The 14684-nt window shown below is 34.8% G+C and carries 11 protein-coding genes; 7 read left to right on the forward strand and 4 right to left on the reverse strand.

Annotated features, from left to right (window positions below; translation table 11 throughout):
- The 4 genes from WOCAOBSORBRA_RS06275 to hemA form a co-directional block, all read left to right on the forward strand.
- Positions 1-274 (forward strand): hypothetical protein (locus WOCAOBSORBRA_RS06275; protein WP_246165612.1); only part of this gene is annotated, 274 nt, incomplete at its 5' end.
- A 608-nt stretch (positions 275-882) separates the two neighbouring features.
- Positions 883-2778 carry a molecular chaperone HtpG gene (htpG, locus tag WOCAOBSORBRA_RS03020; protein ID WP_155969111.1) on the forward strand — a complete coding sequence of 632 codons (1896 nt, stop codon included), beginning with the start codon at positions 883-885 and terminating at the stop codon, positions 2776-2778.
- A gap of 38 nt (positions 2779-2816) precedes the next feature.
- Positions 2817-6497, forward strand: coding sequence for a host RNA manipulator TomO (locus tag WOCAOBSORBRA_RS03025; RefSeq protein ID WP_174515901.1), 3681 nt, complete (start codon positions 2817-2819; stop codon positions 6495-6497).
- A gap of 64 nt (positions 6498-6561) precedes the next feature.
- Positions 6562-7770, forward strand: a complete 1209-nt coding sequence (hemA, locus tag WOCAOBSORBRA_RS03030; protein WP_155969391.1) for a 5-aminolevulinate synthase — start codon at positions 6562-6564, stop codon at positions 7768-7770.
- A 118-nt stretch (positions 7771-7888) separates the two neighbouring features.
- Here hemA and WOCAOBSORBRA_RS03035 read toward each other — a convergent pair whose 3' ends face one another.
- From WOCAOBSORBRA_RS03035 to WOCAOBSORBRA_RS03050, 4 genes are all read right to left on the reverse strand, one after another.
- Positions 7889-8584, reverse strand: a complete 696-nt coding sequence (locus WOCAOBSORBRA_RS03035; RefSeq protein WP_174515902.1) for an inositol monophosphatase family protein — start codon at positions 8582-8584, stop codon at positions 7889-7891.
- 8 nt (positions 8585-8592) lie between these two features.
- Positions 8593-9159, reverse strand: coding sequence for an elongation factor P (gene efp, locus WOCAOBSORBRA_RS03040; protein WP_174515903.1), 567 nt, complete (start codon positions 9157-9159; stop codon positions 8593-8595).
- A gap of 62 nt (positions 9160-9221) precedes the next feature.
- Complete coding sequence (gene rimM / locus WOCAOBSORBRA_RS03045) at positions 9222-9728, reverse strand: ribosome maturation factor RimM (protein WP_038250708.1); 507 nt, start codon at positions 9726-9728, stop codon at positions 9222-9224.
- A gap of 14 nt (positions 9729-9742) precedes the next feature.
- Positions 9743-10918 (reverse strand): aspartate aminotransferase family protein, encoded by a 1176-nt coding sequence (locus WOCAOBSORBRA_RS03050; protein WP_174515904.1) that lies wholly within the window; start codon positions 10916-10918, stop codon positions 9743-9745.
- 66 nt (positions 10919-10984) lie between these two features.
- On the opposite strand from WOCAOBSORBRA_RS03050, the gene WOCAOBSORBRA_RS03055 reads away from it, so the two are divergent.
- The 3 genes from WOCAOBSORBRA_RS03055 (at position 10985) to recF (ending at position 14165) form a co-directional block, all read left to right on the forward strand.
- Positions 10985-12412 carry a sensor histidine kinase gene (locus WOCAOBSORBRA_RS03055; RefSeq protein WP_174515907.1) on the forward strand — a complete coding sequence of 476 codons (1428 nt, stop codon included), beginning with the start codon at positions 10985-10987 and terminating at the stop codon, positions 12410-12412.
- Between the two features lie 189 nt (positions 12413-12601).
- Positions 12602-13069: a thioredoxin-dependent thiol peroxidase gene (bcp, locus tag WOCAOBSORBRA_RS03060; RefSeq protein WP_174515905.1), complete on the forward strand. Its 468-nt coding sequence runs from the start codon at positions 12602-12604 to the stop codon at positions 13067-13069.
- A 16-nt stretch (positions 13070-13085) separates the two neighbouring features.
- Positions 13086-14165: a DNA replication/repair protein RecF gene (gene recF, locus WOCAOBSORBRA_RS03065; RefSeq protein ID WP_174515906.1), complete on the forward strand. Its 1080-nt coding sequence runs from the start codon at positions 13086-13088 to the stop codon at positions 14163-14165.
- The last annotated feature ends 519 nt before the right edge of the window (positions 14166-14684 follow it).

A 14684-nucleotide genomic window follows, 5' to 3' on the forward strand; every position in this document is an offset into this window, starting at 1 on the left:
CGCGAATGAATCGCGGTATGACGGTTCGCGGCGGCATGACGATAAGGTTTATACCTTGTCATCCCAGTGCTTGACACTGGGATCCAGCTTTCTTTATAAATTCACCAAAAGTGTTTCATTCTATAACATAAAACCCATACTCACCAAATCCAATGCATTACTTGCAATTAAGTTTCCTGGATCCCAGTGTCTGGGCACTGGGATAACAAAGGAGGACGTTATTCCAGTGCCAAGCACTGACCATTTCTGGTCTCTTAAATTGCAACTAATCTAAGTATTAAAAAATTTACCAAGCGAAAAAAAAGGCAAAAAAAGCCCGATGGTTGGCTAGTTACTTACATTATACTTTCAAGTATGGCGTTTTTTTATTCTAAACGCTTAATAACCGTGACTCAGCCGCTTTTAAGCCGCAACTAATCTAAATTATAAACGTTAAGAAATTTACTAAACAGAAAAAAAGGCAAAGAAACCCTAGGGTAGCTAATTATTCACTATCCATTTTTTAAGTTGGCGTTTTTTGATGTTTTAAATAGCGTATTTCAGCTTGTGTAGCTAGAAATTTGATAAAGACATGAGGTGCACATAGTGCAAAAAATTAAGCATGATTTACGCCAAATACATTAAGTTTTTTTGTCATTAATCCACTGCAGAGATTGCGAAGATAAATAAATAGCTTCAGTTTCATGATAAGGGGGCTGGCGAAGGGTGTCAAGGAAGTTTTTCGTTTCATCCAATGCGCTGCCAAAAGTTTGTTATGCAAGAGATCCCATAAATTGGGTGTCATAATAACTACACCCACATTAATTTTGGTGTACGTGACCTTGAAAGATCGTGATTCAATACTTAAATTATTAGGGTAGTAGGCAAATAATGGAGCTCAAAATGCATAATGTACAAGAAACTGAAAATTTAAAATTTGACGCTGAGGTAGGGAAAGTACTGAATATAGTGATTCATTCACTTTACACCAATAAAGACATTTTTCTGCGTGAATTAATATCAAATGCATCAGATGCATGTGATAAGTTGCGCTATGAATCTCAACTAAACCCTAATTTGCTAGATTTGAGTGACGAATTAAAAATCACTATCAGCTCCAATAAAGATAAGAACGAGCTATATATCACTGATAATGGCATTGGAATGAATAGACAGGATTTAATAGACAATCTTGGTACAATTGCAAGCTCTGGTACGCAAAAGTTCTTGGATGCGATTAAGAATAGCAAGGATTCAAGCCAAACTGTGGAGCTGATTGGGAAGTTTGGTGTTGGTTTTTACTCAAGCTTTATGGTTGCATCAGAAGTAATAGTAGAATCGAGAAAAGCTGGAGAAGAGGAGTCTTGGATCTGGCAATCCAAAGGAGATGGGGAATATTCAATCAGCAAGTCAGATAATCAAGTCCCTCGCGGAACCAAAATTACGCTCATTATGCATCCTGAAGAAAACGAGTTTTTAGATAAATTTCGTGTTGAAAATATTGTCACTACTTACTCTGATCACATAAATTTTCCTGTTGAATTTATAGACGAAGAAGGAAAAAGTGAAAAGTTAAACAGTAAGGCTGCAATTTGGACTAAGCCAAAAAATGACGTTACTCAAGAGGAGCACAACGATTTTTTTCGCAGTGTTGCTCACGTTGGCGGGGAGCCCTGGATGATATTGCATAATAAAAATGAAGGTGCAATAGAATATACAAATTTGCTTTATGTTCCTTCTATAAAACCTTTTGATTTATTCCATCCAGATAGACGTTGCTCTGTGAAGTTATATGTAAATAAAGTATTTATCACTGAAGATAACGTACAGATTATACCACAATACTTGCGTTTTCTGAAAGGCGTGGTTGATTCACCGGACTTGCCTCTTAATATCAGCAGAGAAACGCTGCAGAATAATCGTGTTGTTGAGCAGATCAGAAAATCTCTCACTAAGCGTGTGATATCAGAGCTCGGTAAAAAAGCAAAAGAGAATTTAGAGGAATATACAAAATTCTGGACCAATTTTGGTGCAGTTTTAAAGGAAGGTCTTTGCGAAGCTATGCCAACTGATGAGAGAGAAGCACTACTCTCAATTTGCAGATTTCATAGTACTGGTGATGAGAAATTAGTCAGCATTGATGACTATATAAGCAGAATGAAGCCTGAGCAGGAGCATATCTATTATCTCACCGGAAATAGCCTCGATTCAGTGAAAAACAGTCCGCAACTTGAGGGATTCGTCAGTAAAGGACTAGAAGTGCTCCTATTTGTTGATCCAGTTGATGACTTTTGGACTAGTGTAATTCATGAATACAAAGATCAGAAAATCAAGTCTGTAACCCGTGCAGATGTTGATTTGGAAAAATTCTCTTCAGAAGAAGATAAGACAGATGAAGAAAATAAATCGAATGGAGAAAAAACTGAGGAAACTATACTGCAATATTTTACCACAGTGCTTGGAGATTCAGTAAAAAGCGTAAAAATTTCCAAAAAATTGACTGATAGTCCCGTATGCCTAGCGGTTGATGAAGGTGCTATGGATCTTCGCATGGAGCGTTTTTTGCGTGAACAAAAGCAGCTAAATTACCGCACGCCAAAGGTGCTTGAAATTAACACTAAGCATCCTGTAATAAAGAGTATAATGAAATCTTATGCTGAAAGTGGTGAAAACCCAACATTGGAAGACATGATTCATTTATTATTTTACCAAGCTTGCATCGTGGAAGGCGAAGAGATGGATGACGCGAGCAGCTTTGCTAAGAGACTGAATAATTTGCTTGGCAAGATTTCTGTTTAATGCTATACTCAGCTTAGCTGCTAGTTAGGAGGTAAAACATGTTTGGTTCCAATTTTAGAGACTTTGTATCACAAGATACAACTTCACAGGGCCAATCAAATTCTGAAAGATTAATCAAAAGTTGGCATGGTTTTGAAAAACCAGATTCTGAAGATTCAGGTATTGAAGAAGAGTTTGAAGTTTTAGATAGCGAAAGTCAAGAGATACCAGCTACTCCATGTAGCACACCCCCTGAAGATCTAAGTTTAGAGAATGCAATACTTGCAAACTTTCCTGATGGTTGTGATAGGTCGTTTACTGTAGAGTTAAAAGATGAAGATTCATATGGTATCATTCCTAAAAACTTAACTTTTGCTGAGATTATAAATATCTTAAATCAAGCTATACAAGAAGATAATTGTGAAGAATTAGACAAGGTTGTACAAAATATTGAAGATTATGAAGGCAGGTCTATTACGCTGGATAATGAAAATCTCAAAGATTTCTGTTCAAATCAACTTAATTTGGAGTTACAAAACGGAAGCAACCATCAACATATATATTCAAATGTACTATCACAATATAAATTTGATCAAGAGGGTTTCAAGTATGATTATTCAGTAAAAGAATTGGTACTATTGGCAATTGCAGCTAATGACAAGCTAGTAGAGCAATATCAGGATTTTCTTTTTGCTGAAGAAAACTTAAGTCTTTTACCTCTCCTTGTTGGTAATCAAAAATATATTGAAGCTTTTATAGAAAAATTCCATGGTACCGATGGAGTTTATGGAAGATTAAAAGATCAAACTATACAACTTGTCGAACCTAATAAGATTGGTTTTTTCTCAGTTATAGCATTAAGAAAAGAGCAAGAATTATTAAATGCAGTTTTTGTCGAATACGTTTTAAGAGATTTTGGACAGGTGTTAAAAACAAGTAATCCTGATTCTTTGTATGGTGTGCTTGAAACAGCGTCTCTGATCAAAAATGAAGAATTCATCACGATAGTGCTGGGTGCATTTGAAAGATATATTAATAAGCTAACTAAAAAAGCCTCAACAGAAGAGTTATTAAAAAAGAGTTTTGTTACTTTATTAGAAACTGCGATAAGCCAGGAACACACATCTGTCATTGAATACCTGTGCAAACGATACACTAATAGTGCAGATCATGCCATTTACGATGTATATGAACAAGCATTTGCGGATGATAAAGTTATTACAATACTAGGGCAACAAATCCTGAAAAACATGGGAGCTCGTGGCAGAAAAGAAATTTATGATTTAATTCTGAAAACTGCATTGGATGCTGGTAATATTGCATTTATCGAGCACTTGTGTGAAAAATGTGCTAAATGCAGCAATGATGTTATCGGCTATCTCAATCAAAAATTTAAAAATAACGAATTTGATAACATACACGAATCAATCCTCATTGCATTGTCTAATGTTGAATACACAAACACAGACGTTATAGTCGAGGTGCTTTTTTACACTAAAGAAATCCATCAAAACGTATCACATAATGAGCAAGTGATTAGGCCGGTCATACAGAATATACTGAAAAATGCAACACACTACTCAATAGGCCAAGAAGATTACTCCTTAGTCAAGGAAGTATGTTACTTATACACAGAAGAGGGTGCAATTAACGTAATTTTTCAAGAGGAGTGTAAGATTTTTAAATCTAGCATAGAAAAGCGCATAGAAGATCTGGAAAAGGAAAACAAATTATTGCAATCTGAAGCTTTACGTGAATATAACAGCCGTCTTCCAGGTATTGTAAATGGATTAGTTCAGACTGCTTGCATAGTGTATGATGAATACACTAAAGATCCAAAAGACAATAAACGTCAAAAGAATATTGATCTAATATTCAGTTTAATGCAAATTAGAAATATTCTGCAATTTTCTATTGATGTGCAAAAATATTCCTGCCATGAACGTCAAGATTTGTGGGATGAAATGTGCCAAACTCCTGGAACTTTTATAATACGAAAAAGAAGTAATAACGTTGCAGATGAATTAGAAATTCCAGTTATAACAAGTGACATTCTATCAGAAAATCCAGGACTTGAAAGTGCTGGCAGTAAGCAGCCACAAGAAAATGTTATGAGTAATGGAAAGGCTTCAATAGAAGAAGCTATAGGTAATAATTATAGGAGAGGTAAAATGTCTAAAAATAAAAAAAGTATAAAGCAGGGATTGTTTATTGATGTTATCTACGATGTTAAGCGGATGAAGAATTTCCTAAAAAGCAATGATGATAAGCTTGTTTTGGAGAAGGCCCTAAACCAAGTAAATACTGAAATTAAAAAGAAGGAGGACACTAACGGTCTAGGTGTTACTAAGAAGAAAAGAAAAAATGATCAGAAAGAAAAACTCTTACAAACTAAAGAATTGCTTGAAGACAAGATCAAAAGCATTGGAACTGATGCTAAGGCTGCTGTATCATCAGTAACTGATGTTAGCGCTACTACAAGTAGTCACGAAGCTCCTGTTAATATTGATGATGAGAAAAAACAAGCTCATGCTCAACCTGCTGAACATGTACCAGAAGAAAGTGCAAAACTTAAGGCACAGCCTTCTAATACTCAAGAGCAACAAGAAGTTTCTGAGACTCCAGTTCCAGAACAAACGGATGATATTGAAAGTTTAAGTACACAGGACGCTCTTGTTCCTCAAAGTAAAAGTGCTACCGTGTTATCAGTTGATAGCGATGAGGAAAAACAAGCTTCTCTAAGTGATGAAGTTTTTTATGATGCAGAAGAATCTATGTTAGGTACAACAAATAGTAAGGATGGTTCTACGCTTGAAGGTGATAGTGATAAACAAGAGCCACAACCAAAATCAGTGCCAACACCTTTAGTAGCTAAAGAAAATTCTGGACAAGTGAATAATGTTCAGAGTAATGGTAGACAGTCTGATAATCAAAACAATAAAGATATACAAGATGTTAGCGCTACTATAAGTGATCAGGTAACTCCTGTGAGTAGTGATACTGAAAACAATAAAGTGGAAAAAAGTGGTGTGAGTTTACAAAGCAGCGGCTATGTGGACAATAGCACAGTATTATCCTTTGTGGATAGAGAGCGTGTTATTCATGTTGATGCGCAGGTTTCAGGGGATGTGAGTTGTCTGGTTGAAACTATTAGTGAAGATACTGATGAAGTTGCAAGTAATCAAAATGGTGTACTTTTGCTGGAAGCTCAACCTATGGTACAGAGTTATGATTCAAGTGAAAAAGGTAATACTAATTTGCAAAGTGCAGGTGATAGTAGTGTAGGTGTAGTGTCAAAGAATGGTAGTGATCAACTACCTGCCGATAATCTAGAGCAGAATAGCAAAGGGGTGGATGATAGTAGTGTATCTGTGCAGTCTATAGGTATGGTGATAAGTCAATCTAATAGTGCTTCCACTATAACTCTGGATGATCACAAGCCTCTCATGAAAGATATAGAAAATGATAATGATCCAAGTGAAGAAGATAATGATTCTCCACAGAATATCAAAAAAAGCACATTGTCTACTATAGTTGTTTCAACACTAGTCGTGGCTGCAGTAGCTTCGATAGCTATCTCTGTTTACTTAGAAATGTTAGCAGTGGGGATAGCAGTTGGAGCTTGTTGTCTGGTTGCCGCTGCAGTTATATACTGCTGTACACCTAAAAGCCAAGTTGAAAACAGCGAGGTTGAAAAACCTTTCAACACGGGGAAAGTACCTACTGCCGTACATGTATAATAAATATAGTAGTCTATCGTTTAATAATTTATTATAATTATGTTAATTATCGGTAAATAAGGACTTGGTAAACTACGAAGAAATATTCTTGAATAAAATAAAAGATATAAAAGATGAGGGGCGCTACCGTGAATTTACGCACTTTGCGTCATTACCAGGTAGGCTCCCCCACATTATGGACTATGAAAGAAATAGGGAAGTAATAGTCTGGTGCAGTAATAACTATTTGGGAATGTCACAAAATGAGAGTGTAATTGCCGCTATCCAAAATTCATCTGTTGGTGCTGGAGGAACAAGAAATATATCTGGTACAACAAAAGAGGTTGTTGAACTTGAAAAATCCTTAGCTTGTTTGCATAAAAAAGAGGCTGCTTTAACTTTTGCTTGTGGCTACCTCGCTAACCAGACAACACTTAGCACTTTATCGTCTGTTATTCCGGGCGTAGTAATTTTTTCAGACGAGAAGAACCATTCTTCGATGATAGAAGGCATAAAATCAGGAAAAAGGCCAAAACATATATTTAAACACAATGATGTTAATCATCTAGAGCAGTTACTCAAGTCTATAGACAAAAAGACACCAAAAATAATAGCACTTGAATCCGTATATTCAATGGATGGCGATATAGCGCCGCTTAAAGCAATATGCGATCTTGCAGATCAACATAATGCAATTACCTATTTGGATGAGGTGCACGCAGTTGGCATGTATGGTTCACATGGTGGCGGAATTGCAGAAAGAGAAGGCCTGATGGATAGAATAACCGTTATTCAAGGTACACTATCAAAGGCTTTTGGAGTGATGGGTGGGTATATAGCGTCTTCAAAGAGCTTGGTAGATGTAATAAGAAGTTCCGCTCCAGGATTTATTTTTACCACTGCTATGTCGCCTGTTTTAGCAGCGGCAGCAAAGGCAAGCGTTGAGCACCTAAAATCGAGCAACATTGAAAGGGAAAAGCAAAAGCAAGTCGTTGAAAAAGTAAAAAACTCACTGAGAAATGCAGGAATTAACTTCATTCCAACAGAAACTCATATAATTCCAATAATAATTGGCAACTCAGAGTTATCCAAAAAAGCATCAAAATTATTATTTGATGAGTATGGAATATATGTTCAACATATAAATTACCCGACAGTTCCAAGAGGAACTGAGCGTTTCCGTATTACCCCTACACCTTATCATACCGATGAAATGATAGAACATTTGACAGAATCTCTTGTAAAAGTTTTCGAAAAGTTGTCTATCTCTGTAGCCTGTTTATGCTATAGCTAGTACAGCCCTACATCATACCGCGATTTATTCGCGGTATCTCAGCATGGATTCCGCTAACAAGTAGCGGAATGACGAGTTTTACGCTTATCAAATTGTAGGTAAACATAAATTACTTTAGCTATAGTTTTATATCTCCAGCAATGATTAGCCCGTTGTCTTCCGTTAGCCTTCCACCGCTTTCTTGCAGAAAAAGTCTACCGAGCAAGGCTTTATATTTGTTAACTCCAGAGTAAATTATTCCACTGTGCCTTCCTGCCGCAAGGTATGCAAAGCCTAAAATTGTTGAACCTATGGAGCGTACATTACTATTGCCAGGCAGCAATTTATTTAACAAATTACCACTTACATCTATTAGACCCCCTTCACGGCTTTTCACCCGCATTTTTATATGACGAGATCTAAAATCCTCAAGAAAAGCACCTTTCTTTTCTTCTGCCCAAAAAGTTTCTCTAAGAGCCGGAGCATCAATTACAGCTGCCACAACTTTATTTTTATGAATGAGACAGACTGATACTGCAAAATAAACCATGCAACTAGAAAAATTCTCCCTGCCCTCTATAGGCATAATAAACCAGGTATAAGTGTCATCTTTTACTTCTTGATCAGTATCATCTTCAAAAATAAAATCATAGTCTCGTTTGTAATCGTGCAAGCAATCGTATATGGTTTGCTTGGATTTTGAATAAGTTTTATTGATAAAGTCTGCTGATTTAACATTAGAGATTTGTAATTCATTAAAATCGCGCATAAGCTGCCTGGAAGCACTACGCACAGAATCAAGCATCACATTAATTCGTGGTGATGAGATGGACATTCTTCTTTTTACTCTTTCACTCTTTCATAATAGCTGTCATCTGGAGTATATACTACAATTTTATCCTCTTCTTTTATAAACTGAGGCACGTTAACGCGCATTCCTTTTTCCAAAATTGCAGGCTTATAAGAAGCAGTAGCAGTTTGTCCTTTAATAACAGACTCTGTTTCTTTCACAGCAAGTGTAACATAATCAGGCACATGCGCAGAAATTATTTTGTCTTGATAAGCTACAACTTTAATTTTCATGTTATCCTGTAGATAAATCTTTTTTTCTCCCAATAAATCCAAATTTATAGTGATTTGCTCGTAATTACTTGGATGCATAAGATTTACAATGTTTCCTTCAGTGAAAAGGTAAACATATTCCTCTTCATCTAAAATTGCCCTTCTGATTGTTGCATCAGAACGAAATCTTTCATAGTGTTTTGCTCCGGTTTTGATGTTTTTCATTTCGGCTTGTATGTATGCACCACCTTTACCAGGTTGAGTATGCATAATACCTACAACCAAAAATAATCCGCCGTTATGTTCCAACACCTGACCTGGTCTGATATCGTTAGCTCTTTCTGCCATAATTACATTTTCAATTTGATCTTATAATTATAAATAGCTTTATATAAATATCAAAGTCTTTATTAGTCAATAAATTCTGGTATATTTAATACTATATACCTCCCCTTTATATTTATATGTGGAAATATCTCTTTAGTGAAAGACAGCATAATACGTTTTTTTGTGCTGATAACTAAAATTTCTAATATATCCCCTGAGCCGAAATTATACACAGATTTTACATAGCCATATAATTCATTACTTTTCAGCCTTACTTCCATATCTACAAGGTCACTTTGGTAAAATTCATCCTCATCATTTAGCTCTGGTAACTTGCTTCTTTCTATATATAGCTTCTTATTCCTTAAAAGCTCTGCTTCATTACGGGAATTTACTCCGCTTATTGTAGCTATTACTAAATTATCACCTATGACGGATACTGAGTCTATTTTATAATTCTCATCACCACTTATTAGCTTACCATATAAGAAGATATTTTCAGGCTTTTCAGTAAAGGTTTTTACTTTAACAGCTCCTTTAATTCCGTGAGGAGAGGTAATAATTCCTAAGCATACCAGATTGTCGTTCATATTAATGCAAGTATCTAATCAGAAGATTTCTCAGATAAATATTGAGTCAAAATCTCGATGCCTTCATCAATCTCTTTTTCAGTGATAATGAGTGGAGGTAAAATTCTCACAACGTTATCTGATGTTACCCCAACAGTAAGCAAGCCGCGATGACTTAACTCTTCTGCAAACTTTTGATTGTCTGCTTTCACTTTTATTCCAAGCATTAACCCTTTCCCTCTTACTTCCTCTATTATTGGAAATTTACTTGCTAAGTCTTCTAGTTTATTTTTTAAGTATTTACCTCTAATTTCAACATTTTTCAAAAAGCCGGGGCTGAGCAATTCTTCGAGCACAGCATTACCTACTGAGGTTGCAAGCGGATTGCCACCAAAAGTGGAACCGTGCATACCGACCGCCATATATTTAGCAGCATTTTCAGTCGCAAGACAAGCCCCTAGCGGAAACCCGCCGCCTATTCCCTTTGCAAGAGCACATATATCAGGTTCCACTCCTATATGTTCGTATGCAAATAATTTTCCTGTCCTGCCAGCACCGCATTGCACGCAATCAAAAAATAACAATATGTCATTTTCATCACACAGCTTTCTTAGTTCTTTCATAAAGACTTCATTCATTACTTTGATACCACCTTGCCCTTGTATTGGTTCTATTAATATAACGCCTATACCACTTGAAATTGCTTTCTTTACGCTCTCAATATTGGGCTCGATGTTATCACACCAATCAATGTAGGGATTTAGTAATTCAGAAAATTTCTGTTTATCGTTTGTAGCACAAGTTAAAAAGGTTCTTCCATGAAATGCACCATGGAATGTTAAAATTCTGTGACGATTTTTATTGCCTTTTCCATTTTGATAGATCCTAGCAATCTTAAGCCCACATTCTACTGCCTCTGATCCAGAATTTGAGAAAAATACAGTGTTAGCGAAACTGTTGTTTATTAATTTTTCTGCAAAATTATTGGCAGCAGGTATATTATAGGTATTTGATATATGCCATAATTTTTCTCCTTGCAATTTAAGAGCACTAATTAATCGCGAATTAGTGTGACCTAAGCTACTAACGGCTATTCCGGAGTGAAAATCTACGTAGCGCTCACCATCAACATCATATAGGTAGATACCTTTGCCATGAGAAAAATTTATATTAACAGGAGAATAAACTGGCAAAATAGGAGAAATTGTCATAAAATATTATATGCTAAATTTTATTATTAATAACATAAAAGCCGTTGTTTCGCAATGAGTAAGGATATGTATAAGATAGGTAAATTAATGTTTTCTGCACTGGGGAAAAACAAATACACAAAAGTTATCGCATTATTCTCATCAATTTTTATGATTTTATTCAGTGTGATATATTGTAATTATTTACTAAGGAGTAATTTCCTTTCTTCTTACCGTGATTCAAGTGTAAACTTAAAAAGCGTACTGGAAAATGGCATAATAAAAAAATACCATTATTTACTAATAGAAAAGCATCACATTAAATACAAAAATTTTGACTACATAAACCAACTAGTAAAACTACGTGCTGAATTATTACAATCAGTGAGCAAAGTAAAGGATTTCAGCTTAATACTGTATGATCAAAACGGCAGAATAATATTCAGTAATTTTAACACTCAAGATTATGATTATGAACAGTTACTTACAAACGATGAAATTGATAAACTATTAAGTAACCAAGAAATATTTTATACTACAGGAAATACATTAACTTCTATTTTCCCTATATTCCATGAAAATAGCGTTAAACCGTCGTTTTTTTTGAAGATTCTTCGAAACTACAATAATTCTTATGTTATAGCATATGGCCTGTTTTTAACATTTTTGGGCCTATTATTAATAATCTTAATATTAATAATGTTCTATTTGCACTTTTCTAATACCCAAATGCTAGCCAAGCAACATAAAACTAACATTGAATTACAGCAGATAAAAGAGACATTAGAGCAAGAAAATGCAAACAAGCTAAAGTTTTTTGCAAGCGTTACACATGAATTACGCACACCTCTTAATGCTATTATTGGATTTGCGGAGTTGATCAAAAATAAAACTTTAGGTTCAATGGATAATTCTCAATACAAGGAGTATGCAGACGATATATATAATGCAGGAACACACTTACTTACCTTAATTAATGATGTGCTCGATTTTTCTAAAGCTGAATCAAGTAGTTTAACAGTAGAAAAAGTGAAGTTTAACCTGAACAAAATAATGGATTCATGCGTAAATATGCTATTACCTAAATTAAAAGAAGCCGGGATTAATTTAAAAAAAGAGATGACTAATAAACAATTATTAGTCATTGCAGATCCCAAGAGAATGAAACAAGTTATAATAAATTTATTATCAAACTCAATCAAGTTTACTCCCAAAGATGGTTTAATAAGAATGGTGATAAAAGAAAATATAGAAAAAAACTTATTAACTATTAAGTTTCATGACAATGGAATAGGAATAATGCAGCAGGACATATATAAAGTTATGTCTGTTTTTGGCCAAGCAGATTCGGGGTATAGAAACGAAGGTACGGGCATCGGATTGCCGCTAAGCAAGAAATTAGTAGAGTTAATGGGTGGAACTTTTGACATTAAAAGTGAAGCAAAACTTGGTACTACGATAACATTGAACTTCTTTTATGAAGAACAAACATGTGAAGATTCGATTGATTTTTAATAGGATCTATTTGATATGGCCTTACATCAGACGAAAACCACACTTTATCAAAAGCGGCAAGCCGAGAAGGTAGGCAGAAATTCATCAATAAGCCCCCATCAAGAATCTTATCTGTTAGCTATATATAAAATTTGATACTCTGACTACAATATACTACTATAGATAGAAGTGTTATTAATGGAGCAAGGTATGGAATTAGCAGTAGGAAATAATGCACCCGATTTTAGCTTACCAACAGATTCTGGTGAAAATTTATCACTGAGTGAATTTTTTGATAAAAAAAATGTAGTTCTTTATTTTTATCCTAAAGACGATACTCCGGGTTGTACAATGGAGGCAAAAGGCTTTAGAGATAAAATAGATGATTTTTCTTTCCTTGACACAGTGATAATTGGTGTATCAAAAGATAGTGTTAGATGTCACACTAACTTCAAAGCAAAATATTCTCTGCCGTTTTCTTTAGTTTCTGATGAGAATGCTGAAATGTTGGGAAAATATGGTGTTTGGGTAGAGAAAAGTATGTTTGGCAAAAAGTATATGGGAATAGAACGCACTACTTTTTTAATAGATAAAAAAGGTAAAATAGTGAAGATCTGGAAAAATGTAAAAGTTAGTGGACATGTTGATGAGGTTCTGGAAGAAGTAAGGAGAATATAAACTAAAGAATAGGTTAATGGCTACCCATTGCTACATAAAAAAGCTGAAATTACATAATTTTCGTAGCCACTCAAACTTTGAACTGGATTCAGATGATAGCTCAGTTGTAATAACTGGCAAAAACGGTATTGGTAAAACTAATATACTTGAAGCAATCTCGTTGCTTGCTAAAAGCAATGGAATGAAAAAAGCAAAAGCCAGTGAGATACAAAATAGATTCAGTAATGAAGATTGGGCAGTGCACTATGATTTTTTTAATGGAACAGATTTTAATTCAATTGGTATCGCAAAGAGTTTTGATAAGAAACTAATACAAATTGATGGAAAAACGCAATCGAGTTATTCATCTTTGTATAAGATATCCAATGTAATATGGCTGATTCCACAAATGGACTATGTTCTTCTTAATTCTCCAAGTGACAGATTAAAATTTTTAGACCGTATAGTCTCACTGTTTGAGGAAAATTACACTTGCTGCTACATGAAACACAGAAAAGCTAAACGTGAGCGAAGTAAACTGTTGAGAGAGAACACCTTGGACGAAAATTGGCTCTCTAGTCTTGAAAACATAATGGCCGTTAATGCAGTTAGTATTTTACGTATGCGATCGTCTGTTTTAAAAATATTACAAGACACAATTGATAACCATTCCAGTGAGTTTTTTCCGAAGGCAAGTTTGAAATTCAGCAGCCAGCTAACTTTGGACGATACTGCAGAATATTTTCAGAATCGTCTAAAGGAAAACAGAGAAAAAGATTCATTGACTGGTAGAGTAACCTTTGGTGTGCATAACGATAATTTTCGGGTTTTTTGTCAAAAAAGAAACGTACCAATAAATCTGTGCTCCACTGGAGAACAAAAGTTATTACTGCTTTCTATTATTTTATCCAGTGTAAAAGCAAGGTGTATTCATTACAATAAGGCACCACTTCTTCTACTTGATGATATAATGTCTCATCTGGATAAACATTACAGAAAGGCGTTAATGGAGGAAGTGTTAAGTATTCAATGTCAAACTTGGATAACTGATGTAAATCAAGATAATTTCAATAGCTATCTTTATTCTTTCAAGTTTTTTGAATTATCAAATGAATAGTACCTCTTTCAAAGCTCATACAGGCAACTCCCAATTGTAAATTCCGGCAATTAAACCTCAAACCAAAACATTTCTGTTTTTTTTACTTTAAATTAAATGCAAAAGTTACTTTACAAACTTCGCCAGTCCCCTTATCATGAAACTGAAGCTATTTATTTATCTTCGCAATCTCTGCAGTGGATTAATGACAAAAAACTTAATGTATTTGGCGTAAATCATGCTTAATTTTTGCACTATGTGCACCTCATGTCTTTATAAAACTTTTAGGTTTCTACCTATATAAGCTGAAACGCGCTTATAAAGCGTTTAAGACAGTAAAAGACGTCAAATAGACAAGGGAGAATTTGAATACTAGCCACCCTAGGGTTTCTTTGCCTTTTTTTTCGCTCAGTAAATTTCTTAATGTTTATAATTTAGATTAGTTGCGGCTTAAAAGCAGCTGAATCGCGGTTATTAAGCGTTTAGAATAAAAAAACGCCATACTTGAAAGTATAATGTAAGTAATTAGCCAACCACGGG

The sequence above is a fragment of the Wolbachia endosymbiont of Cardiocondyla obscurior genome (assembly GCF_902713635.1).
Lineage (GTDB): Bacteria > Pseudomonadota > Alphaproteobacteria > Rickettsiales > Anaplasmataceae > Wolbachia > Wolbachia pipientis.

What these genes read in the sequence shown, in the direction of transcription:
- bcp (WP_174515905.1), top strand. Translation starts at nt 12,602, where the DNA reads ATGGAATTAGCAGTAGGAAATAATGCACCCGATTTTAGCTTACCAACA.
- WOCAOBSORBRA_RS03055 (WP_174515907.1), top strand. Translation starts at nt 10,985, where the DNA reads ATGTATAAGATAGGTAAATTAATGTTTTCTGCACTGGGGAAAAACAAA.
- WOCAOBSORBRA_RS03025 (WP_174515901.1), top strand. Translation starts at nt 2,817, where the DNA reads ATGTTTGGTTCCAATTTTAGAGACTTTGTATCACAAGATACAACTTCA.
- WOCAOBSORBRA_RS03035 (WP_174515902.1), bottom strand. Translation starts at nt 8,584, where the DNA reads ATGTCCATCTCATCACCACGAATTAATGTGATGCTTGATTCTGTGCGT.
- recF (WP_174515906.1), top strand. Translation starts at nt 13,086, where the DNA reads ATGGCTACCCATTGCTACATAAAAAAGCTGAAATTACATAATTTTCGT.
- htpG (WP_155969111.1), top strand. Translation starts at nt 883, where the DNA reads ATGCATAATGTACAAGAAACTGAAAATTTAAAATTTGACGCTGAGGTA.
- WOCAOBSORBRA_RS03050 (WP_174515904.1), bottom strand. Translation starts at nt 10,918, where the DNA reads ATGACAATTTCTCCTATTTTGCCAGTTTATTCTCCTGTTAATATAAAT.
- efp (WP_174515903.1), bottom strand. Translation starts at nt 9,159, where the DNA reads ATGGCAGAAAGAGCTAACGATATCAGACCAGGTCAGGTGTTGGAACAT.
- rimM (WP_038250708.1), bottom strand. Translation starts at nt 9,728, where the DNA reads ATGAACGACAATCTGGTATGCTTAGGAATTATTACCTCTCCTCACGGA.